Origin of the sequence: Pseudomonas lijiangensis, assembly GCF_018968705.1 — a bacterium.
Lineage (GTDB): Bacteria > Pseudomonadota > Gammaproteobacteria > Pseudomonadales > Pseudomonadaceae > Aquipseudomonas > Aquipseudomonas lijiangensis.
In genome coordinates, this window is record NZ_CP076668.1 from 1549990 (window position 1) to 1570858 (window position 20869).

17 protein-coding genes are annotated in these 20869 nt (G+C 59.0%); 11 read left to right on the plus strand and 6 right to left on the minus strand.

Going from position 1 to position 20869, the window contains the following annotated elements:
* Positions 1 to 2 precede the first annotated feature (2 nt).
* From hglS to KQP88_RS06870, 3 genes are all read right to left on the minus strand, one after another.
* Entirely contained in the window at positions 3 to 1352 is a 1350-nt protein-coding gene (gene hglS / locus KQP88_RS06860) for a 2-oxoadipate dioxygenase/decarboxylase HglS (RefSeq protein ID WP_216705172.1), read from the minus strand.
* Positions 1353 to 1394: 42 nt separating this feature from the next.
* Positions 1395 to 2645, minus strand: a complete 1251-nt coding sequence (locus KQP88_RS06865; RefSeq protein ID WP_216705173.1) for a 2-aminoadipate transaminase — start codon at positions 2643 to 2645, stop codon at positions 1395 to 1397.
* Between the two features lie 327 nt (positions 2646 to 2972).
* Entirely contained in the window at positions 2973 to 3863 is an 891-nt protein-coding gene (locus tag KQP88_RS06870; RefSeq protein WP_200994275.1) for a LysR family transcriptional regulator, read from the minus strand.
* 145 nt (positions 3864 to 4008) lie between these two features.
* Here KQP88_RS06870 and amaB point away from each other — a divergent pair, with 145 nt between their 5' ends.
* From amaB to KQP88_RS06885, 3 genes are all read left to right on the plus strand, one after another.
* Complete coding sequence (gene amaB, locus KQP88_RS06875; RefSeq protein ID WP_216705174.1) at positions 4009 to 5499, plus strand: L-piperidine-6-carboxylate dehydrogenase; 1491 nt, start codon at positions 4009 to 4011, stop codon at positions 5497 to 5499.
* Between the two features lie 59 nt (positions 5500 to 5558).
* Positions 5559 to 6845 carry an L-pipecolate oxidase gene (amaA, locus tag KQP88_RS06880; protein ID WP_216705175.1) on the plus strand — a complete coding sequence of 429 codons (1287 nt, stop codon included), beginning with the start codon at positions 5559 to 5561 and terminating at the stop codon, positions 6843 to 6845.
* A gap of 281 nt (positions 6846 to 7126) precedes the next feature.
* Positions 7127 to 8515, plus strand: coding sequence for an amino acid permease (locus KQP88_RS06885; RefSeq protein ID WP_216705176.1), 1389 nt, complete (start codon positions 7127 to 7129; stop codon positions 8513 to 8515).
* A 130-nt stretch (positions 8516 to 8645) separates the two neighbouring features.
* Here the strand turns inward: KQP88_RS06885 and KQP88_RS06890 are convergent, their stop codons facing one another.
* Together KQP88_RS06890 and KQP88_RS06895 are read right to left on the minus strand one after the other, a co-directional pair.
* Positions 8646 to 10031 carry an ATP-binding protein gene (locus KQP88_RS06890; RefSeq protein ID WP_216705177.1) on the minus strand — a complete coding sequence of 462 codons (1386 nt, stop codon included), beginning with the start codon at positions 10029 to 10031 and terminating at the stop codon, positions 8646 to 8648.
* Positions 10028 to 10690: a response regulator gene (locus tag KQP88_RS06895; RefSeq protein ID WP_117167547.1), complete on the minus strand. Its 663-nt coding sequence runs from the start codon at positions 10688 to 10690 to the stop codon at positions 10028 to 10030. The genes KQP88_RS06890 and KQP88_RS06895 overlap by 4 nt, the downstream gene beginning before the upstream one ends.
* Positions 10691 to 10860: 170 nt before the next feature.
* Between KQP88_RS06895 and KQP88_RS06900 the strand changes: the two genes are divergently transcribed.
* From KQP88_RS06900 to KQP88_RS06935, 8 genes are all read left to right on the plus strand, one after another.
* Positions 10861 to 11127: a PepSY domain-containing protein gene (locus tag KQP88_RS06900; protein WP_025259114.1), complete on the plus strand. Its 267-nt coding sequence runs from the start codon at positions 10861 to 10863 to the stop codon at positions 11125 to 11127.
* A complete protein-coding gene (locus KQP88_RS06905) occupies positions 11127 to 11678 on the plus strand; it encodes a cytochrome b/b6 domain-containing protein (protein ID WP_216705178.1) in 552 nt (183 codons plus the stop codon). Before KQP88_RS06900 ends, KQP88_RS06905 begins: the two co-directional genes overlap by 1 nt.
* A 41-nt stretch (positions 11679 to 11719) precedes the next feature.
* Positions 11720 to 13021: a sialidase family protein gene (locus KQP88_RS06910; protein WP_216705179.1), complete on the plus strand. Its 1302-nt coding sequence runs from the start codon at positions 11720 to 11722 to the stop codon at positions 13019 to 13021.
* Positions 13018 to 13611 carry a hypothetical protein gene (locus tag KQP88_RS06915; RefSeq protein WP_216705180.1) on the plus strand — a complete coding sequence of 198 codons (594 nt, stop codon included), beginning with the start codon at positions 13018 to 13020 and terminating at the stop codon, positions 13609 to 13611. Before KQP88_RS06910 ends, KQP88_RS06915 begins: the two co-directional genes overlap by 4 nt.
* A gap of 170 nt (positions 13612 to 13781) precedes the next feature.
* Complete coding sequence (locus tag KQP88_RS06920) at positions 13782 to 15815, plus strand: LTA synthase family protein (RefSeq protein WP_216705181.1); 2034 nt, start codon at positions 13782 to 13784, stop codon at positions 15813 to 15815.
* Between the two features lie 384 nt (positions 15816 to 16199).
* The gene (locus KQP88_RS06925; RefSeq protein WP_216705182.1) at positions 16200 to 16811 is read left to right on the plus strand and encodes a biliverdin-producing heme oxygenase; all 612 of its coding nucleotides are present in this window, start codon (positions 16200 to 16202) and stop codon (positions 16809 to 16811) included.
* On the plus strand, positions 16808 to 19042 hold the full coding sequence (locus KQP88_RS06930) for an ATP-binding protein (protein ID WP_216705183.1): 2235 nt from the start codon (positions 16808 to 16810) through the stop codon (positions 19040 to 19042). Before KQP88_RS06925 ends, KQP88_RS06930 begins: the two co-directional genes overlap by 4 nt.
* Before the next feature lie 279 nt (positions 19043 to 19321).
* Positions 19322 to 19840 carry a hypothetical protein gene (locus KQP88_RS06935; protein WP_216705184.1) on the plus strand — a complete coding sequence of 173 codons (519 nt, stop codon included), beginning with the start codon at positions 19322 to 19324 and terminating at the stop codon, positions 19838 to 19840.
* Between the two features lie 52 nt (positions 19841 to 19892).
* Here KQP88_RS06935 and KQP88_RS06940 read toward each other — a convergent pair whose 3' ends face one another.
* Entirely contained in the window at positions 19893 to 20804 is a 912-nt protein-coding gene (locus KQP88_RS06940; RefSeq protein WP_216705185.1) for a LysR family transcriptional regulator, read from the minus strand.
* Between the last annotated feature and the right edge of the window lie 65 nt (positions 20805 to 20869).

Here is a 20869-nt window from a genome sequence, read left to right on the forward strand (position 1 = left end):
CGTTATAGACCCAGCGCCTCCAGAGACCGGCGCTGGGTATCGGCATACAGTTTCAGTTCATTGATGGTCGGGCGGCCAAGGGCTTTCTGGAAGTCGTCCTGATTGGAACTGGTCGCGTAATGCGACTGCGAGTCGTCACCCAGGTTGGACTGGAAGATGCCCGCCGCGCTGACCGGCAGGAAGTCTTCATACACCAGCGGCTCGAAGCGAACATGGCCGTCCTTTATCAACTGCTCCAGATCACCGCCTTGCGGGATGGCGCCTTTTCCGGTTGAGAAGTAGCGGAAGTAGGCCAGATCCTGATCGCGCATTGCCTGATAGCTGTCGGGGAAGGCCTGGAAGGTTTTTTCCAGCAGTTGCGCATAACGCACAGCGTTGGCTTCGTTGGGGAATTCGCCCAGTTCATCACGGGCAGCATTCAGCAACTGGTCGTACAGCGCCCGGCCTTTGGGAGTGAGCGCTGCGCCGCGTTGTTCGATTTCACCGAAGCGGGCCGAATGGCTGCCTGATTCCCCGCTGAAGGTGATGGCTTCTTCCAGCGCCTTGAAGCTGGTCTGGCGCAGCAGGATCGGGCACTGGCGACGGGGTGGGCCTTCCACCACGGCCTTGGGTGTTATGCCTTTGCCGGGCATGCCGGCCTGGACGGCGTCGATGTCCAGAGTGCGCGGGGTCAGGTGGTTGATATGCGGGCCTCTGAAGGCCACGACATCGGCAATCAGACGATGCTGGGCATTGAGCCGTTTGTAGTCCTGCAACGAAACCGTGGCACTGTTGTGCCAGCGGAAGGTTTCCAGTGCTTGCTGCACGAACTCACTCGCGTCCGACTCGCTCAAGCCGCCTTGCTGCTCGTGCTTTTCAATCAGCGCCAATGTCCTGGGCGTGAAGATCATCCGTTTGGTCAGCACTTCTGCGGCAAAGGTGCGCAGTTCATCGTTTTCGATCAGTTCAAGGCGCAGCAGCGAGGTGAAGACCCGGAACGGGCTGATCTGCAACGACTGTTCGTGTACCGCACGAAACGCCGTGGAGTGAACCGGCACACCGGCAGGCGTCAGGTCGTAATAACCCACCGGCTCCATGCCCATCACCGCGAACAGGCGGGCGAGGGTCGCCAGTTCCAGCGCGGTGCCGACCCGGATCGCGCCATGGCGCTCCATGTCCAGGCGCTGGATTTCACCGGTCTGTTTCAGGCTTTCCAGCACACGGGGCTGGTGGTTCATGACACTGTCGTTGACCTCGGACACCAGCTCCATCAAGGTGCCGTAGAGCGGCACTTCGGTCTTGTACATCTGCGACATGGCGCGGGAAAAGCTGGCTCGAATCTCATCACGGTTTGCAAAGGTTGCAGTGTTCATCTGGATCGTTTCTCCGCACGAATTCCGGTTAACAGGTGGCGTTCAGTCCAGTGCTGCCAGACAGCGCTCGAAAATATCCAGCCCTTCATTCAGCACATCCGGCTCGATGGTCAACGGTGCCAGCAAGCGGATGATGTGCCGTGACTTGCCGCTGGGCATCAGCAGCAGCCCGGCGTCCCTGGCCAGTTGCAGCAACTGGGCAAGTTGTGTGGTGCCTGGTTTGCCTTCGGGAGTGACAAGTTCGATGCCGCGCATGGTGCCGACACCGGTCAGCCTGCCCAGATAAGGCGAGAGTTTTTGCTCCTGCCAGGCACGGTAGCGGCTGACGATGATGTTTTCCTGGGTTTCGCCCCATTGCGACAGGTTTTCATCGCTCATTTGTGCCAGCGACGCCAGCCCGGCTGCGCAGGCGATGGGGTTGCCGGAATAGGTGCCGCCCAGACCGCCTTTGGGCAGGGTGTCGAGCAAGTGCTTGCGTCCCACCACCGCGCCCAGCGGTATGCCGCCTGCGATGCTTTTGCCGAGCAGAATCAGGTCCGGCTCGATCCCCAGTCGGCTGAAGGCAAATCGCTGGCCGGTACGACCGAATCCGGACTGGATTTCGTCGGCAATCAACACAATGCCTTTCTCATCACAGAATGTGCGCAGCGCCTGGGCGAACTCGGGTTCCATGGGCAGGAACCCCCCTTCGCCCTGAACCGCTTCGAAGATGAAGCAGGCTACGTCACTGACATCGAGTTCGACGCTGAACAGACGATCCATGGCTTTCAACGCTTCGGCAGTGGTGACGCCGGTGTCCTTGCTCGGATACGGGATGTGATAGACGGTGCCGGGCAACACGCCGATACGCTGCTTGTAGGGCGCGACCTTGCCGTTGAGGTTCAGGGTCGCCAGGGTGCGGCCATGAAAGGCGCCATCGAAGGCAATGACCGCCGTGCGCCCGGTGGCACTGCGCACGATCTTCAAGGCGTTTTCTGCCGCTTCCGCACCGCTGTTGGTCAGCATGCCGCTGAGCGGGTAGCTGACCGGCATGAACTGCTCCAGTTTGTTCATGAACTGGATATACGGATCATGGGGCGTGGCGTTGAAGGCGTAATGGGTCAGTTTTTCGGCCTGCTCCTGAATGGCCTTGACCACCAGCGGGTTGCAGTGGCCCAGATTCAGCACGCCAATGCCGCCCACAAAGTCGATATAACGCTTGCCGGTCGTGTCCCAGACTTCGGCGTTCTTGCCGTGGGAAAGGGTGACAGGGTGAACGAATGAAATGGACGCGCTGATATTTTCGTTGCTCACTGGAAACGCTCCGGCAACGAATCACGACGGGTTCTGGAGAAGGTGTTCGGCGAAGACATGGAGGCATCCTGCTGTGTTGAACGTTGGGTCTATCTAAACGAACAACGGACATGCCCCGCAAACGAAATAAAATCGTCGAGTCATTCCAATAATTCTGAATGTCGGGCTTGTACCCTAATGCCGATCAGTTAAGGCACAAACAAAACCTGTGGGAGGCAGCTTGCTGGCGAGAGGGCCTTGAAACTGGCAGATATTCTGCGTCTGTATGCCAAAGTCGCCAGCAAGCTGCCTCCCACAAAGTGATTCATTGACCTTGACTGATCGACATTAGGCTTGTACCCGCTCTTTTATCCACTCCACGAACGCCTTGACCTTGGGAACCTGAGCCGCATGCTCGGCATGTGCCAGAAAGTGCGAGCCATCGCTCTGCATCGGGTGGTCCCAGGCAATCACCAGCTTGCCTTCGGCCAGTTCCTCGCTGACCAGATAGCGCGGAATCAGGGCTATGCCGCAACCGGCCTGTGCAGCCCGGATGCACATATAGAACGTGTCGAAACGCGGGCCGTGATAGCTGTTTTGCGAGTGCAGGTTCTGCTCCAGAAACCATTCATGCCAGGCCTCCGGGCGGGAGGTGCATTGCAGCAGGGTATGGCCGGTCAGGGCCTGGGCGCTGGGGATGTCGCCGTGGGCCAGCAGGTCCGGCGCACACACCGGCACCACTTCCTCCTTGAACAGCTCGATACAGGTGGCGCCGGGCCAGGTGCCCTGACCGAAAAAGAACGCCACATCGGCCTTGGCCCTGACCAGATCGAAGGGTTCCAGCTCGCTGCGGATATCCAGATGAATGCCGGGGTTCTGGCTGCCGAACCCCTTGAGATTGGGCACCAGCCAGCGGTCGCCGAACGTCGGCTGGGTGGCGATTTTCAGTACCTCTGTTTCGCCGCCATAGGTCAGGATGTAGCGGCTCGACATGTCGACCTGAATGAGGATCTTGTTCACCTCGGCCATGTACAACTCGCCCGCCGGCGTCAGGTGCAGACGGCGGCGGATACGCTGGAACAGCGGGTGGCAGAGCATCTCTTCCAGTTGCGCGACCTGTTTGCTCACGGCGCTCTGGGTGAGGTGCAATTCCTGGGCAGCGCGAGTGAAGCTCAAGTGACGGGCCGAGGCTTCGAAACACTGCAAGGCGGTCGTTGAGGGCATCAAACGCTTGGACATTCACGGTTTCCTGTTGACGTGCGGGGTGGTTCATTCCAAAACGGAATCATGTTTTTCTAAATGGTCGTTTGTGACAAGGACTGTTGCGGGTCAATACTGATCCACATCAATGATTTCAACCAGTGTCATCTGCAGGAGAATCAATGTGGTTGCCAATTTGTTAGAAAGCCTGGGCGTAGCGAAAAGTGCTTACACAGAAGGGGACTACCCCGTCTACACCCCAATCGATGGCAGCCAGATTGCCTCCGTCAGCCTGGAAGGCAAGGCGCAGGTCGTGGCCCGCATCGACCGCGCCCACAACGCGTTTCTGAAATGGCGCACGGTTCCGGCACCACGTCGTGGCGAGCTGGTGCGCATCTTTGGTGAAGTGCTGCGCGAACACAAAGCTGCGCTGGGCGAACTGGTGTCCATCGAAGCCGGCAAGATCACCCAGGAAGGTCTGGGTGAAGTGCAGGAAATGATCGACATCTGCGACTTCGCTGTCGGCCTTTCCCGTCAGTTGTACGGTCTGACCATCGCTTCCGAACGTCCAGGCCACCACATGCGTGAAACCTGGCATCCGCTGGGCGTGGTGGGCGTTATCAGCGCCTTCAACTTCCCGGTGGCGGTCTGGGCCTGGAACACCACGCTGGCGCTGGTGTGCGGCAACCCGGTGATCTGGAAACCTTCCGAGAAAACCCCGTTGACCGCTCTGGCCAGCCAGGCTTTGTTTGATAAAGCCCTGAAAATCTTCGGTGATGCGCCTGAAGGTCTGGCGCAACTGGTCATCGGTGACCGTGAAGCCGGTGAAGCGCTGGTCGATGACCCGCGTGTGCCGCTGGTGAGCGCCACCGGCAGCACCCGCATGGGCCGTGAAGTGGGTCCGCGTGTAGCGGCTCGTTTCGGTCGCAGCATTCTGGAACTGGGCGGCAACAACGCCATGATCCTGGCCCCGAGCGCCGATCTGGATCTGGCCGTGCGCGGCATCCTGTTCAGCGCAGTCGGTACTGCCGGTCAGCGCTGCACCACGCTGCGTCGCCTGATCGTGCATCGCTCCATCAAGGACGAAGTGGTTGCGCGTGTGAAAGCGGCCTACGCCAAGGTGCGTGTCGGCGACCCGCGTGCAGGCAACCTGATCGGTCCGCTGATCGACAAGCAGGCTTTTGCAGCCATGCAGGATGCGCTGGGCAAGGCCCGTGATGAGGGCGGCCAGGTCTTCGGCGGCGAGCGCCAGTTGCAGGACAAATACCCCAATGGCTACTACGTGACTCCAGCCATTGCCGAGATGCCGGCCCAGAGCGATGTCGTGCGTCACGAAACCTTCGCGCCAATTCTCTACGTGCTGGCCTACGACGAGTTCGAGGAAGCACTGCGCCTCAACAACGAAGTGCCACAAGGCCTGTCGTCCTGCATTTTCACCACCGACCTTCGTGAAGCCGAGGCTTTCCAGAGCGCGGCGGGCAGTGACTGCGGCATTGCCAACGTCAACATCGGCACCAGCGGTGCAGAGATCGGCGGGGCATTTGGCGGCGAGAAGGAAACCGGTGGCGGGCGTGAGTCCGGTTCCGATTCCTGGAAGGCCTACATGCGTCGTCAGACCAATACCGTCAACTATTCCCGCGAACTGCCGCTGGCCCAGGGCATCGTGTTCGACTGACAGACAGGGCATCAGGCTCGCCTGGCGAGCCTGAAACTTCATGGGGCTGGAGTGTTGCAATGACGCAATTTCGTCAAGAGTGCCTGTGGGAGCAACTGACGCCGCAACGGCCCAGCCATCTGCCATTGAGCGGTGAGCGAACGGCTGACGTTTGCGTGATCGGTGGCGGTTATACCGGCCTGTCCGCCGCCCTTCAATTGATCGAGGGCGGCAAGTCGGTGTGCATCGTCGAGGCCCATCAGGTGGGCCACGGTGGTTCGGGTCGCAACGTGGGGCTGGTCAACGCCGGGACCTGGGTGGCGCCGGACGATCTGGAAAAAGTCCTGGGCAGCGCCGAGGCCAATCGCCTCAATGGCGCATTGGGTGCGGCACCGGCTCTGGTGTTTTCCACCATCGACAAATACAGGATCGATTGTCAGGACACCCGTACTGGCACCCTGCACATGGCGCACAACGCCAGTGGCCTGGCTGACCTGCGCAGCCGCGCCGAGCAATGGCAACGCCGTGGCGCCAATGTCGAACTGCTGACCGGCAAGGCCTGCGAAGATGCCTGCGGGACCACCAAAATAGCCGGTGCGCTGCTGGATTATCGGGCCGGTACCGTCAACCCCATGGCCTATGTCGCCGGTATGGCGAGCAGTGTGGTTGCGCGGGGCGGGATGATCTTTGGCGACTCCCCGGTAACCGGGCTGCAGCGCACGGACGATGGCTGGAAGGTCAGCACCGGTCAGGGCAGTGTGCGGGCCGAAAAAGTCATCATCGCTTCCAATGCCTACACCGAAGGCGAATGGACCGATGTGAAGAGTCATATCTTTGCCGGTTACTACTATCAGGTGGCCTCGCAGCCGCTCACCGGTCCCGAGCAGGAAGGCATTCTTCACGGCGGGCAGGGTTCCTGGGATACCCGCAAGGTGTTGAGCAGTATTCGCCGCGATGCGCACGGGCGTCTGGTGTTGGGCAGCCTGGGCAATGCGGGCAATTATCCGCTGTGGTTTATCCGCCAGTGGGCTGACCGCATCCAGCAGCACTACTTCCCGCAACTGGGCAAGGTCGAGTGGGAAAGCACCTGGACAGGCCGTATCGGCTTTACGCCAGACCACCTGCTACGTCTGTTCGAGCCGGCTCCCGGTCTGTTGGCCGCTACCGGTTTCAATGGCCGTGGCGTGACGACCGGAACGCTGGTGGGCAAGTGCTTTGCGGATTACCTGCTGAGCAACGATGCCAAGGCTCTGCCGGTGAGCTTCTCGAAGAGCAAGGCGGTCACGGGCAGTTCATTGCGCACACTCGCCTACGATGCCGGTTTTACGCTGTATCACGCGGGGCAATGTTTGCGGGTCGTACTCTGATTTTCTACACCGAATAAAACGCCATACAACAAAAGTTCTCGTTCAATTTCTGCTGCCGTACGAAATCGACTCAAGGAAATACACATGGCAAGTTTCATACCTCGCCCGGCTTTGCCGTGGCGGTCTTTCGGCATCCGGTCTATCTGAATTCCGTTTGAAAGTAAGCCCATAAAAGCAGTGACAACACTGCGCCAACAAAAATGCTTATTCAAAAACAGGTTGCGTCGTCGGGCTGCTTCTTCGTGGGCCGTCCTGTGCAACCTCAACGTTGAGGGTAGAACATGGTTTCCCATAAAAAGAACGAGCACCGTTCCCTGAAACACGGGCTGACATCCCGGCAGGTTTCGATGATTTCCATTGCGGGCATCATCGGTGCCGGCCTGTTCATCGGCTCATCCAAGGCCATCGCCACGGCAGGGCCTGCGATTCTGATTTCCTACGGTATTGCCGGCCTGCTGGTATTGCTGGTGATGCGCATGCTGGGTGAAATGGCGATTGCCAATCCCAACAGCGGTTCGTTCTCGACTTATGCCGGGCAGGCCATCGGGCCGTGGGCCGGGTTTACCATCGGCTGGCTTTACTGGTGGTTCTGGGTGCTGATCATTCCGGTCGAAGCCATTGCCGGTGCCGACATCCTGCACGCCTGGATGCCCTCGGTGCCGTCCTGGCTGTTCGCCTTCCTGATCATGATCACGCTGTCGTGTACCAACCTGGTGAGCGTGAAGAATTTCGGTGAGTTCGAGTACTGGTTCGCGCTGGTGAAGGTGATTGCGATTCTGGCGTTCATCGGTGTCTGCACCCTGGCCGTACTGGGCTTCTGGCCACTGGCCGAAACCTCCGGCGTCTCGCAGATCTGGCAGAACGGCGGCTTCATGCCCAACGGATTCGGCGCGGTACTGGGCGGGGTACTGATCACGATCTTTTCGTTTTTCGGCGCAGAAATCGTCACCATCGCCGCCGACGAAACGGCCAACCCCAAAGAGAAGATTCGCAGGGCCACCAATCTTGTGGTGTACCGCATCGCGATTTTCTACATCTTCTCGATCTTCTTCATTGTCTCGCTGGTGGCCTGGAACGATCCGCGCCTGCTGCAAGTGGGTTCATTCCAGCGAGCGCTGGAAATCATCAATGTGCCGGGCGCCAAGATGGTGGTGGATATCGTGGTGTTCGTGGCGGTCACCAGTTGCATGAACTCCGGCCTCTACACGGCTTCGCGGATGCTGTATTCCCTGGGCGCACGCGGCGAAGCTCCGGTACAGATCAAGCGGGTTTCCGGCAGTGGTGTGCCGACCGTGGCGGTGATCGCTTCCACCCTGGCAGGTTTTGTCGGTTGCTTTGTGAACTACGCCTTTCCAGGCAAGGTGTTCGGCTTCCTGCTGTCCACCACGGGCGCCATTGCGCTGCTGGTGTATCTGGTGATTGCCGTTTCCCAGTTGCGGATGCGCACAAAGCTGGAGAGGGAAGGGCAGGAGCCGGCCTTCAAGATGTGGCTGTTCCCCTGGCTGACCTGGCTGGTGATCGGGCTGATCACTCTGGTGCTGGGCTACATGCTCATCAGCCCCAACTACCGCTATGAAACCCTGATGACAGCCGCGGTTGCCGGGACGATTCTGTTGATTGCCCTGGTGCGACGCAAGACGGTGACAGGGGCGTATGCGGCTGGGGTTTGATCGGGTTTGCTCATGAGGCATACCTGTGACTTGTTGGAGGGGCCTTGGCCGCGACGACCCAGTGAACAGGCAACACATTTTCAGCGCCTGAAACTGACTGTCGCGGCCAAGGCCCCTCCCACAAAGTTATTCATTGACCTTGACTGATCGGAGCACTGTTAAGCCGCAACTCCGCCCGCAACCCACCCTGGGGAGAATTGTGCAGATGCAGGCTGCTTTGCAACTTGCGCACGATCATGTCGACAATCGCCAGCCCCAATCCCGCGCCATTGCTGTTGCCCTGGCTGTAGAAACGCTCCAGCAGACGTGCCTTGTGCTGTTCATCGATGCCGGGGCCTGCATCTTCGACACATAAACGGGCGCTGCCATCGTCCTGACGCTGCAACACCACCCGGATTTCGCTGGCGGCAGGGGCGAAGTTGAGGGCGTTGGTCAGCAGGTTCTGCAAGGCGATGGTGATGGCGCCCGGATCGCTGTGGATCACGCACACCTCTTCGGCTTCCAGCACCAGCTCCACCCGTTTCTCCAGCGCCAGCGGCGTGAGTTCGGCCATTTCTTCCTGCACCAGCGTATTGAGCTCGAAGGTCTTCAACTGCTCCGGGCTCAAGTGCGGTTCAAGCCGGGCCATGGTCAGCAGCTGACTGGCGATACGGGCGGCCCGGTCGACGCCGCTGACCAGAAAGTCCAGTGCTTCCAGACGCTGCTCGGGGATCTCAGCCTGACGGGCGTTCTGTGCGTGGATGCGCAAAACAGTCAAGGGCGTGCGCAACTCATGGGCGGCATCGGCAATGAAGCGTCGCTCGCGTTCCAGCAGATTATCGATCTGGGTCAGCAGGCGATTGAGCGCGTTCTGCATGGGCTCCAGCTCCTTGGGCAAGGGCGACAGCGCCAGAGGCTCCAGGCTATCTGCATCGCGCTTGCGGATCACCTGCGCCATGGATTGCAGCGGGCTCAGGCCCCAGCCGATGACCAGCCAGATGGACAGGATCAGCAGCGGAACACCAATCACGGTGGGCCAGACGGTATGGCTGACAATGATCTGAATCAGGCCCTGACGCACATCGTCGCGCTCGCCGACCCAGATAATGAAACCCTGCTGCGGATCGGCCAGCAGGAAGCCACACCACTCACGACCATTCTCCACCAGATCGTGGGAGCCTTCTTCTCTTGGCGGCTCAGTGAGCACCGGGGCTTCGGCAGAGCGCACCAGCAACTCTCCCGAAGTGCGCCAGACCTGAAAGGTCAGGCGGGTTTCGTAAGGATGCGCCACGCCGCTGGTGCCGACCCGGCTCATGGCTTCATCGAACGCTTCATACAGCTTGCTCAGATCCTGTTCGTCCTCGACACGCTGTCGCAGCACGCCTTGCAGCAGGCGGGCACTCTGCGCCAACTGGGCGTCGTAGACCTCTTCGATTTCGTGATGACTGTCGCGCAGCACCAGCAGGCCGATGATCAGATCGCCCAGCAGCAACAGCAGCAATACCGGGCCAAGGATTCGTGCGCGTACCGAGGTCATGCCTTGAGCTCCAGCAGGTAACCGACGCCGCGAACGGTGCGGATCAGGTCAGTGGACAGTTTCTTGCGCAGGTTGTGGATCAGCACTTCCAGCGTGTTGCTTTCGACCTTCTCCTGCCAGCCGTACAGCGTGGTGGACAAGCGCTCGCGGGTGACCACCTTGCCTGGGCGGATCATCAACTGGTGCAGCAACTGGTACTCCATGGGCGTCATGGGGACTTCGTTGCCCTGAAAGCTGACCTGTTGCGAGGCCGGGTCCAGGCTGATGCCAGCGTGTTCCAGCAAGGGTTGCGCCCGTCCCTGACTGCGGCGCAGCAGGGCGCGCACCCGGGCTTTGAGTTCGTTTACGTCGAAAGGCTTGATCAGATAATCGTCCGCACCGGCATCCAGCCCGGCGATGCGGTCCTGTGTACCGTCACGTGCGGTCAGGATCAACACCGGCAGCGATTGCTGTTCGGCGCGCAACTGGCGCAGCAGGTCGAAGCCGTCCAGACGTGGCAGACCGAGGTCCAGCAGCAACAGGTCGAAGCGTTCGCTGCGCAGGGCATGCAGGGCGCTGAGCCCGTCCTCGATCCAGTCAAGCGTATAGCCCTCGGTGTTCAAGGCGACTTTGATGCCTTGGCCGATGGCACGATCATCTTCCACCAGAAGCAGACGCATAAGAGGTTCCGGGCAATGGATTGGGGCAGGACGGGGCGCCATCATGCCGTTATGGCCGTGGCTCGCGTAGAGCCATATGTCGAGAAGATGTAACGACCTGTTACACCTTAAGCTTTTCCTAAGATTGCTTTCGCACAGTAGCGACTCCCTAACTGCTGCGAGTATCCAACATGCGTAAAGTCCTGCTGATTTCCTTGCTGATGGCCAGCCCTCTGGCACTTGCCGGTCCGCAATGCACCACCGCCGACAAATCCCAGTGGCAGGACCAGGCCAAGTTCCAGGAGCAACTCAAGGCTCAGGGTTACCAGATCAGCAAATTCAAGGTCACCGACGGCAACTGCTACGAGATCTACGGTTTCGACAAGGACAAGCGCAAGGTCGAAATCTACCATGACCCTGTGTCCGGCAAGGCTGTGAAGACCGAGATCAAGGGCTGATGAACCGCGTTTCCCTGCGCCTGTGGGACCCTTTGGTCAGACTGTTTCATCTGTCTGTCGCGGGCGTCTTCATTGCCAACTACTTCTTCAATGAAGCAGGCGGCGACTGGCATGTGTGGCTGGGCTATTACGCCGTTGCCTGGCTGTGCGTGCGAGTGGTGTGGGGATTCGTCGGGCCACGCAGTGCCCGCTGGAGTGACTTCTGGCCGAGCCCGAGCCGTTTGCGGGCTCATGTGCAGTCGCTGATCGACAGGCGACCTGCTCACCGGCTTGGTCATTCGCCTCTGGGGGCGCTGGTCATGGTCCTGATGATGGTGCTGATTTTCTCCATCGGCCTGACCGGCTGGATGATGGAAGAAGTGGATGCCCTGTGGGGCGCCGACTGGCCGCTGCAGATTCACGAAACCCTGGCCGACGCGCTGTGCGCATTGGTTGTGCTGCACATGGCTGCTGCGATATTCGAGAGTTTCCAGGTGCGCGACAACCTGCCGCTGTCGATGCTGACCGGCAAGCGGCGTTCACTGCCCGGGCAGCCCGAAAACAACAACTGAAATAGCCCCTGTAATTCCTTTCGCTAAGGTGCTGGATTTTCATGCCTGTTATTTCCCGAAACCTGGCTGCATGGAGCGCAGGCCTTGCTGTTGTTCTGATCTTTCTCAGCGCCTGGCTCAGCCATCCTCAGCACAGGCTTTCTCCTTTTGCGGTCAGTGAGACGCCGGTCAGTGTCGAAGGCGCTGTTGCTTCGGCATCGACCTACAGTTCGCGTTTCGCCTCATCCGATCTCGACGATTTCGTTCACTCATCGGCCGTGACCGCCTTGCCCGGCGGCGACCTGATGTCGGTGTGGTTCGCCGGCTCCCGCGAAGGCGCAGGAGATGTAGAGATTCGTGCTTCCAGGTTCGATGCCAGCGCCGGTGAGTGGGGTCATGAACAGGTGCTCGCGACCCGTGAATCCACTCAGGCCGGTACGGGCAAATACATTCGCAAACTGGGCAACCCGGTGATTGCGCTGGCTCCGGATCAGCGCCTCTGGCTGTTTTACGTGTCGGTATCGGTGGGGGGCTGGGCAGGCAGTACGGTGAATGCCATGGTTTCGCAAGACATGGGCGCTACCTGGTCGCAGCCCCGTCAGCTGATCACTTCGCCTTTCCTGAACATCAGCACCCTGGTGCGCGCAGCGCCGGTGTTTCATGCCGACGGCTCCATCGGCCTGCCGGTCTATCACGAGTTTCTGGGCAAGTTTGCCGAATACCTTTACCTGAGCCCCGGCGGTGACGTGATCGACAAGTTCCGCATCAGTCGCGGCACCAACTCCCTTCAACCCACAGTCGTACCGCTGGATGGTCAGCGGGCCGTGGCGTTGCTGCGCTATGCGGGCAATATCCATCACCGCGTACTGGCCAGTCGCACCGAAGATGGCGGTCAGACCTGGAGCGAGCCGCACCCGCTTGAGCCGAGCAACCCCAACTCGTCGCTGGCGGCCGTCGGTGTGCCGGGGCGCGGTCTGCTGGTGGCTCTGAATGACCTGCGTGACGGTCGCTTCAAACTGAGCCTGTACGGCACCGACGAACAGATGAATCAGTGGCGTCCGGTGATCGATCTGGATAAGTCCCCCGATCCGCTGGGGAATCCGTTTTCCCTGGAAGCCTATCGGGAAATCCTCGGTGAAGGTTTCCGGGCCTCCAGTGGTGCCCGACGCCAGCCTCTGGAAGCCGAGTTCCTGAGCAATCTGGACCAGCGAGTCTGTTCGCCGCAGGGGTGTGATTTCGAATACGAATACCCGTATTTCATTCGCAGCCCGGACGGCATGTACCACCTGGTCTACTCCTGGAATAACACCTTTATCAAGCATGTCAGCTTCAACGAAGCCTGGCTGGCGGAGCACTTGCTATGATCGCGCAATGGCTGACACATCTGGCGTTTGCGCTGGTGCTGTTTCTGATTCTGTCTTCCTGGACTTCTTCGCAGCGCTGGCGTCTGGGGATACTGGCCGGTGCTTCGCTGGCGAGTGTGGTGTCCATCGATGGCCTGTCACTGGCGTCTTATGTGCGCAGCCTGAGCGATGACCTGGCGATCCCGAGCCTTGTCGGTCTGGTCTGGCTGACGGCTCAGCGCCTGGGCCTTATCCAGCCACTCGAAGCACCCCAGCGTTTGCTGGTGCTGTCGGTACTCGCAGCTCTGGCTCTGGTTCTCTACCCGGCCACCTTGGGCATCACCTATTTCGATCCTTACCGCTGGGGTTTCAACCCGCGGCCAATGATCATTGTGGTGGGTGCCCTCACCCTGGCGCTGCTGTACCTGCGCAGCCATCTGGGTGCCTTGATGCTGGCGCTGGCCACACTGGCGTTCACCTTCCGCATCAAGCCTTCGGAAAACTACTGGGATTACCTGATCGATCCGTTTCTGGCGTTGTACGGCTGTGTTGCGTTGCTGGTGTTCGTTGCGCGCCGCCTGTATCGCAGCCGCACACAACACAGCCTGTAGAGGTAATGCCGATCAGTTAAGGCCACTAAATCACTTTGTGGGAGGCAGCTTGCTGGCGACTTCAGCGTACGACGCAGAATATCTGCCAGTTTCAGGCTTTTTTCGCCAGCAAGCTGCCTCCCACATATGTTGTTTGTGACGTGACTGACAGCATAAATAGAGGAATAAAAATGAGTTGGCTGCAATCACGACGCCTGCAGTATTGGGCAGGCACAATCGTGCTGTTTTTCCTGCTGTCGGCCTTGTTGAGGGGCGTGTTTTTCTGGAGCTTTTCCGGGGTCGAGCACGAGAAGCTGTTCAGCGACCCGACCGTGCTGCAAACCCTGAGCATCGGTTTTCGATTCGATCTGCGTCTGGCGTTGCTGGTGTCCCTGCCGGTGGCGTTCCTGCTGTGGCTGCCTCGCTGGAACATGGTCAGCGTGCGCGCGCTGCGCTGGATCGCCCGTTCATACCTGATGCTGGCGCTGGTGGTGCTGACGATGATTCATGTCGTCGACTTCGGCCATTACGCCTATCTCGGTGTGAGGCTCAACGCCAGTGTCCTGCGCTATCTGGAAGATGCCCAGATATCCCGGGACATGATGTGGCAAACCTATCCGGTGGTGTGGATCAGCCTCGGCTGGTTGCTGAGCTTGCTGGTGCTGGGGCGTGTGTTGTTCTGGCTGGAACGCATCACCCTGGAGCGGGCGCCACGTTCGGTCAAACGCTGGTCGGCGGCCTGGGGCGCGGCAGTGATGGTGTGCGCAACCTTTCTGGGGCTGCTGGGCCGTGTGGAAAACCTCAATCTGGAGAACCCGGTGCCGTTGCGCTGGAGCGATGCGTTTTTCTCCGGCAATAACCAGGTGGCGGCATTGGGGCTCAACCCGGCTCTGTTCCTGTATGACACCCTCAAGGTTTCCCAATCCCGCTACGACGAAGATCAGGTGCGTCAGCACTATGAAGTCGTCGCCCGATACCTGAGCGTGCAACAGCCCGATGCCCAGAGCCTGACCTTCAAGCGTCAGCAAGCCGTGCAGCCTTACCGGGTCAATGGCGAGCGTGCGCCGAACGTGATTTTCGTGATGCTCGAATCCCTGGGTACCAGTGCCGTGGGCGCCTATGGCAACCCGCTCAATCCCACACCGAATCTGGATCGTCTGGCCACCGAAAGCTGGTTCTTCAGGCATTTCTATGTGCCGGTCACCGGCACTGCCAAGACCGTTTGGGCCAGCATTACCGGGGTTCCGGATGTCACCCGTCAGGAAACCGCGACGCGCCATCCGCTGCTGACCCGCCAGAACACGATCATCAACGACTTCAATGGTTACCAGAAGCTGTACATGATCGGCGGCAATTCGGGCTGGGCCAACATGAATGCACTGATTCGTCGCAGCATCGATGACGTGCGCCTGTACGACGAGCGCGACTGGAAATCGCCTCAGGTGGATGTGTGGGGCATTTCCGATCTGGACCTGTTCAAGGAAAGCGACAAGATCCTGCGCGAGCTGCCCAAGGATCGTCCGTTCTTCGCGTACCTGCAGACCGCTGGCAATCACCGGCCTTTCACGATTCCCAAGGAGAACGATGGCTTTGAGGTCAGCAACCTGACACTGGAGCAGGTGCAGGCTGCTGGTTCGCGCAGTGTCGAGCAGTACAACGCCGTGCGCCTGCTGGACTTCAATATCGGTCGCCTGATGGAGCTGGCCAAGGCGGGCGGTTATTACGAGAACACCATCTTCGTGATGTTCGGCGACCACAACACCCGCATCAGCCAGATCCCTCACATGGCACCGGCTTTCGAGCAATTGGGGCTGGAGAGCAATAACGTTCCGCTGCTGATTCACGCGCCTGCACTGCTGGGCTCGCGGGTCATCGAGGAAGCGGTCGGGCTGGCGGATCTGTTGCCCACCGTGGCCGGCATGGCGGGCGTCGAATTCAGCAACGGCGCGATGGGGCGTGACATTCAGCAACCGGCACCGGAGGGCGAGCGAGTGGTGCCGCTGGTATTGCGTGAAGGCACCTTTCCGCTGATCGGCGCTGTCACCCAGCACTACCTGCTGCAAATGGAGCACGACGGCAGCTCGCCAACCCTGCACGACCTTTCTTCCCGCACCCCGCTGGATAACGTCGCCGAGCAGAACCCGCAGGAGTTCGAGCGGCTACGCGACCTGACTCGCGGGCTACACGAGAGTTCGCGCTTGATGCTGTATCGCAACGTGCGTTGATTTGAAGAGGGAGGCGGCCAAGCCGCCTCCCACTGCATGTAACTCCTCTTGGTCATCCCACCACCAGGATCTGTGCGGAATAAATTTTCTGCGGCTGTGATCCAGAAACGCTTGCATGACGTAAACGGTCTTTCGCACCTGGCGATGGACCACCGGACAGTGTGAAGCGTGTATCGAGTGTTTCTGTCAGTCTGCTACGCTGGAAATTGTCTCTCAGGTAAAGTTTCGCACGTCAGCAGCAGGCTTTTTCCGATGCTTAACCTCCTGTTATTCATCGGTAATTCTTGTAAAGCTCTGTCAGATATTGTCGGCAGTCTGTATGTTGGGGCCCAATTTCGCCTGGATGCGGTTTTTTGTCGTTCCCACCCTTGAGAGCATTAGTGGATGTTGGCAACGTTTACCCAGGCTTCCCCGGCCCGATTGCTTGATGCTCTTCGTGCTGAAACGAATCAGTTACATGTCGGCCTGGAAAAGCGCCTGCCGTTTTTCTCCCCTGTTCTTGACAGCCCTTATTACCTTCGTTTGATCCAGGCCTACCATGGCTTTTACAGGCCTCTGGAGTCTGCGTTGCTGGCCAGTGGCCTGATGCCGGCTGAACTGGCTGCGCCCGAGCGGGTCAAAACCCCAGCGTTGATTCAGGATCTGCGTGCCCTGGGCATGACCGATCAGGCGATCGATGAACTTGCCCAATGCAAGCAACTGCCTGTAATCGACTCACCCGGCGCCTGCCTTGGCGTGCTGTACGTGCTCGAAGGCGCCACTCTGGGCGGGCAGATCCTGCGCCGCGAAATCCACAAGCGGCTGGGGCTGGACGAGCACACGGGCGCGGCTTTTCTGAATGTTTATGGCAGCGCAACCGGCATGCGCTGGAAAGCGTTTCTGGCCCATATGGACAGTGCGCCAGCCGACGCCACCACAGAAGCCACCGTGCTGGCGGCCCAATCCACATTTGCATGTTTCGAGCACTGGCTCGACGGTCAAGAGGTACTGTTATGAGCCAACTCGATAAAGACACTTTTGAAGCTCTGCTGGCCAATTGTGCCAACGAGCCGATTCAGTATCCGGGCGCCATTCAGCCTCATGGTGTGCTCTTCACCCTGACCGAGCCGGACTTCGTAGTGCGGCAGGTCAGCGCCAACGTGCAGGAACTGCTCGGCAAGAACCCCGATCATGTGGTGGGACAGCCATTGGAGTTTGCCGTGGGCGACGGTTGGGCCAACGTGCTTAAAAGCGCCAGCACCCAGGAGTCGTTCAACGACATTGCGCAACTGATCGTTACCGTCAATGGCCGGGAGTTCGAGGCTCTGATGCATCGGCACCAGGGCGTTCTGTTGCTGGAGCTCGAAATCCAGGACAAGGAAGCACAAGTCGCCAGCAGTGAGCGGATTGCCAACCTTGGGCGCATGTTGCGTCAGTTGCAGACGGCCAAGACCTTGCAGGCGCTTTACGAAATCAGTGTCCGTGAAATCCAGCGACTGACCGGCTATGACCGTGTGCTGATCTACCGTTTCGAGGAAGAAGGGCACGGCCAGGTCATCGCCGAAGCATCGTCGCCTGGCATGGAGCTGTTCAGCGGCCTGTTCTTTCCTGCTTCGGACATTCCCGAGCAGGCTCGCGAACTCTATCGTCGCAACTGGCTGCGCATCATTCCCGATGCCGACTACACGCCGGTTCCGCTGATTCCACAGCTGCGCCCTGATACCAGGCAGTCACTGGACCTGAGTTTTTCGACCTTGCGCAGCGTCTCGCCAATCCACTGCGAGTACATGAAGAACATGGGCGTGTTGTCTTCCATGAGTGTTTCTCTGCTCAAGGACGACAAACTCTGGGGCCTTATCAGTTGCGGGCACCGCACGCCGCTGTACGTTTCCCATGAACTGCGCGGTGCATGTCAGGCCATCGGTCAGGTCTTGTCCTTGCAGATCCGTGCGATGGAGGCTCTGGAAGTCAGTCGCCAGCGCGAGGCAAAGCTGCAGATGCTGCAAAGCCTGAATGACTCCATGGTGTCGGCGTCGGAAAACGTCTTCGACGGCCTTGAGCAGCAACCGCAAATCCTTATGGATCTGGTGGGCGCCTCGGGTGTGGCGATCATCGACGACAGGCAACTGCATACCTTTGGTCTGTGCCCCGAGCCTGATGAAATCAAGGCTCTGCATAAATGGCTGATGGCAACAGGGCAGCAGGTTTTCTCCAGCCATCATCTGTCGAGCGTCTACCCGGCGGCCGAGGCTTATCAACAGCACGCCAGCGGTGTTCTGGCCATGAGCCTGCCAAAACCGGTCGACAACGGCGTGTTGTGGTTCCGTCCCGAGGTCAAGGAAAGCATTCAGTGGAGCGGCAACCCGGACAAGCCACTGGACACGGAAGGCTCCGGCGCGGGCCTGCGCCTGAGGCCGCGCACCTCGTTCGAGATCTGGAAAGTCGAGATGGCGGGCATTTCCAACAAATGGACCCACGGCGATATCTTCGCTGCCAACGACCTGCGCCGCTCGGCGCTGGAAGATGACCTGGCCCGTCAGGTACGCCGCGAGCAACAGGCCGTACGCGCCCGTGACGAACTGGTTGCCGTTGTGTCCCACGACCTGCGCAACCCCATGACCGTCATCTCGATGCTCTGCGGCATGATGCAAAAAGCCTTCAGCTCCGATGGCCCGCACACCTCGCGCCGTATCTCTTCCGCCATCGACACCATGCAACAGGCTGCCAGCCGCATGAACGTCCTGCTGGAAGACCTGCTCGACACCTCGAAAATCGAAGCCGGCCGCTACATCATTTCCCCGCAGCCGCTGGAAGTGAGCAACTTCTTCGAGGAAGCCTATTCATTGCTGGCACCGCTGGCCATGGATAAATCCATCGATCTCTTCTTTCATAGCGAACCGGATCTGAGGGTCAGCGCCGACCCGGAGCGCCTGTTCCAGGTACTGTCGAACCTGATCGGCAACGCCATCAAGTTCACGCCCAAGCTAGGCCGCATCGACATTACTGCTACCCCCAATGGCAACGAAATCGTCTTTACCGTCCGCGACTCCGGCGAAGGTATTCAGCCAGAACAACTGCCGCATATCTTCGAGCGCTACTGGACCATCAAGGAAGGCAACCCGACCGGCACCGGCCTGGGGCTCTACATCTCCCAAGGCATCATCAAGGCCCACGGCGGTGTACTGAGCGCAGACAGCCAGGTGGGGCAGGGTAGCGAGTTCAGGTTTACGGTGCCGGTGGCGGTGTAAGACATATGTGGGTATGTGTAATGCCGATCCGTTAAGGCTAATGATTACTTTGTGGGAGGCAGCTTGCTGGCGACTTTCTCTTACAGCCGCAGAATATCTGTCGGTTTCAGCCCTTTTTCGCCAGCAAGCTGCCTCCCACACGTTTTGTTTGTGCCTTAACTGATCAGCATTACCGAGCAGTAGCGAATTCATTGGCGAAGAGTAGTTACAGTAGTCCGCTACTCTGCAGTCCCAAGCCCCCGAATAGTCAGGGCACCCCACAGAATCAGGGAGAGATGGATGTACCTCAATCAAAAGTCCAGCCGCTGTATCTTGCTGGCCGGTGCGTTGTTAATGAGCGGTTGTACTTCGTTTTTGCAGGGCAAGCAGTATGCCGTTCCCGGCCCCGATGAACCCTCTGCAACGGTTCGCCTCAAGGCTGGAAATGGTGCGAGACTGGATGCCATGACGTTCAGCGACAATGGATGTTATGCGGGTTACACCGTCCTGCCTTCTGACGGCGATTACATCGAATCCCGGGTCGCCGTGAACAAGGAACTGATCCTGACTTATGGGCAGATCGCAGGAAGCAGCGTTTGTCAGATACCGTTCTCCTTCACTCCACAGAACGGCGCCACCTACACCTTGATTCAGGGTTCCTGGACCGAGCCCAAGGAAGGCATTCTTCCTATCTTCAATCGCAACGAACATTTCTGTGGCGTAGGCGTCATCAAGAAAGTCGGTGATCAGGAGAGCATCGAACCCATTCAACAACTGAAAATCAAGACCGGGTTTGCATGTCTGAGGTTTGTTAAATAGATCCTTCATTCAAGGCTCCGCCACAGGCCCTTGTCCTCCGAGCGTAACCCCGTCATGGCGTATGAGACGGCTTTTGGCGTTCGTGGAATGCGGGACTCTTCGCAAACACATCCGCAATAAAATCCATGAAGACGATGGCCCGTTTGGGCAGCAGCCGATTTGCCAGATAGACGACTTGAATCGGCACAGGGGGCGCAACGTAATCAGTCAGCAACAGTTGAAGGTTGCCACTTATCAGCCCTTCCTCATAAAGCCATTCAGGTCCCTGCGCGATACCCAATCCGGCATTGACGTACTCGCGTATCGCCTCGGGCGAGTTGACACGTAGTCGGCCGGAAACCGGAACATCGATGCCCTTGAAGCGCCAGTTAGTACCCGTTGATAGCAGTGTATAGATCAAGCAGTCGTGTGCTTTCAGTTCAGCGGGTGAGGTTGGGGACCCGCGTTTGGCCAGATATTCACGACTGGCAACGCACACACGCTCGAACCAGGCCAGTGGGCGGGCTCGCATGGCACTGTCTTCCAGGTGCCCAATGCGGATCGCGAGTTCAGCCCCTTCGTCGACCAGGTTAACGTAGCGATCGTTGATCTGCAGATCGAGCGACACTTGCGGATAGCGTTCCAGGAAGGCAGCAACATGCGGCACGATGAAGGTGTGAGCCAATGCGGTCGGGCAGGCAACGCGCAATAACCCGGACGGAGCGACGTTCCCTTTCAGTGACGATTCGGACTGTTCCACTGAGTCGAGAATGCGCCGGGCGTCTGCGTAATAGCGTTCTCCCTCAGGCGTCAGTACCAGCTTGCGTGTGGATCGATGAAGAAGCCTGGTTTGCAAATGGTCTTCAAGTGCCGCCACATAACGACTGACGTTAGGCTGTCCCAGCCCTAAATCGCGGCCTGCCGCTGAAAAGCTGCCTGTCTCGACAGTTCGTACAAAACAGGTCATTAGCAGCAATCGATCCATCACGTGTCTCTCATTCATGCAGTTCAGGCATGATATCTATTCTGATTTCTCATCTTATCAATGCA

Coding starts and splice junctions, on each gene's coding strand:
- KQP88_RS06890 (WP_216705177.1), bottom strand. CDS start 10,031: ATGACCTCGGTACGCGCACGAATCCTTGGCCCGGTATTGCTGCTGTTG.
- KQP88_RS06900 (WP_025259114.1), top strand. CDS start 10,861: ATGCGTAAAGTCCTGCTGATTTCCTTGCTGATGGCCAGCCCTCTGGCA.
- KQP88_RS06885 (WP_216705176.1), top strand. CDS start 7,127: ATGGTTTCCCATAAAAAGAACGAGCACCGTTCCCTGAAACACGGGCTG.
- KQP88_RS06870 (WP_200994275.1), bottom strand. CDS start 3,863: ATGTCCAAGCGTTTGATGCCCTCAACGACCGCCTTGCAGTGTTTCGAA.
- KQP88_RS06930 (WP_216705183.1), top strand. CDS start 16,808: ATGAGCCAACTCGATAAAGACACTTTTGAAGCTCTGCTGGCCAATTGT.
- KQP88_RS06935 (WP_216705184.1), top strand. CDS start 19,322: ATGTACCTCAATCAAAAGTCCAGCCGCTGTATCTTGCTGGCCGGTGCG.
- KQP88_RS06905 (WP_216705178.1), top strand. CDS start 11,127: ATGAACCGCGTTTCCCTGCGCCTGTGGGACCCTTTGGTCAGACTGTTT.
- hglS (WP_216705172.1), bottom strand. CDS start 1,352: ATGAACACTGCAACCTTTGCAAACCGTGATGAGATTCGAGCCAGCTTT.
- KQP88_RS06910 (WP_216705179.1), top strand. CDS start 11,720: ATGCCTGTTATTTCCCGAAACCTGGCTGCATGGAGCGCAGGCCTTGCT.
- KQP88_RS06920 (WP_216705181.1), top strand. CDS start 13,782: ATGAGTTGGCTGCAATCACGACGCCTGCAGTATTGGGCAGGCACAATC.
- KQP88_RS06915 (WP_216705180.1), top strand. CDS start 13,018: ATGATCGCGCAATGGCTGACACATCTGGCGTTTGCGCTGGTGCTGTTT.
- amaA (WP_216705175.1), top strand. CDS start 5,559: ATGACGCAATTTCGTCAAGAGTGCCTGTGGGAGCAACTGACGCCGCAA.
- KQP88_RS06940 (WP_216705185.1), bottom strand. CDS start 20,804: ATGGATCGATTGCTGCTAATGACCTGTTTTGTACGAACTGTCGAGACA.
- KQP88_RS06925 (WP_216705182.1), top strand. CDS start 16,200: ATGTTGGCAACGTTTACCCAGGCTTCCCCGGCCCGATTGCTTGATGCT.
- KQP88_RS06895 (WP_117167547.1), bottom strand. CDS start 10,690: ATGCGTCTGCTTCTGGTGGAAGATGATCGTGCCATCGGCCAAGGCATC.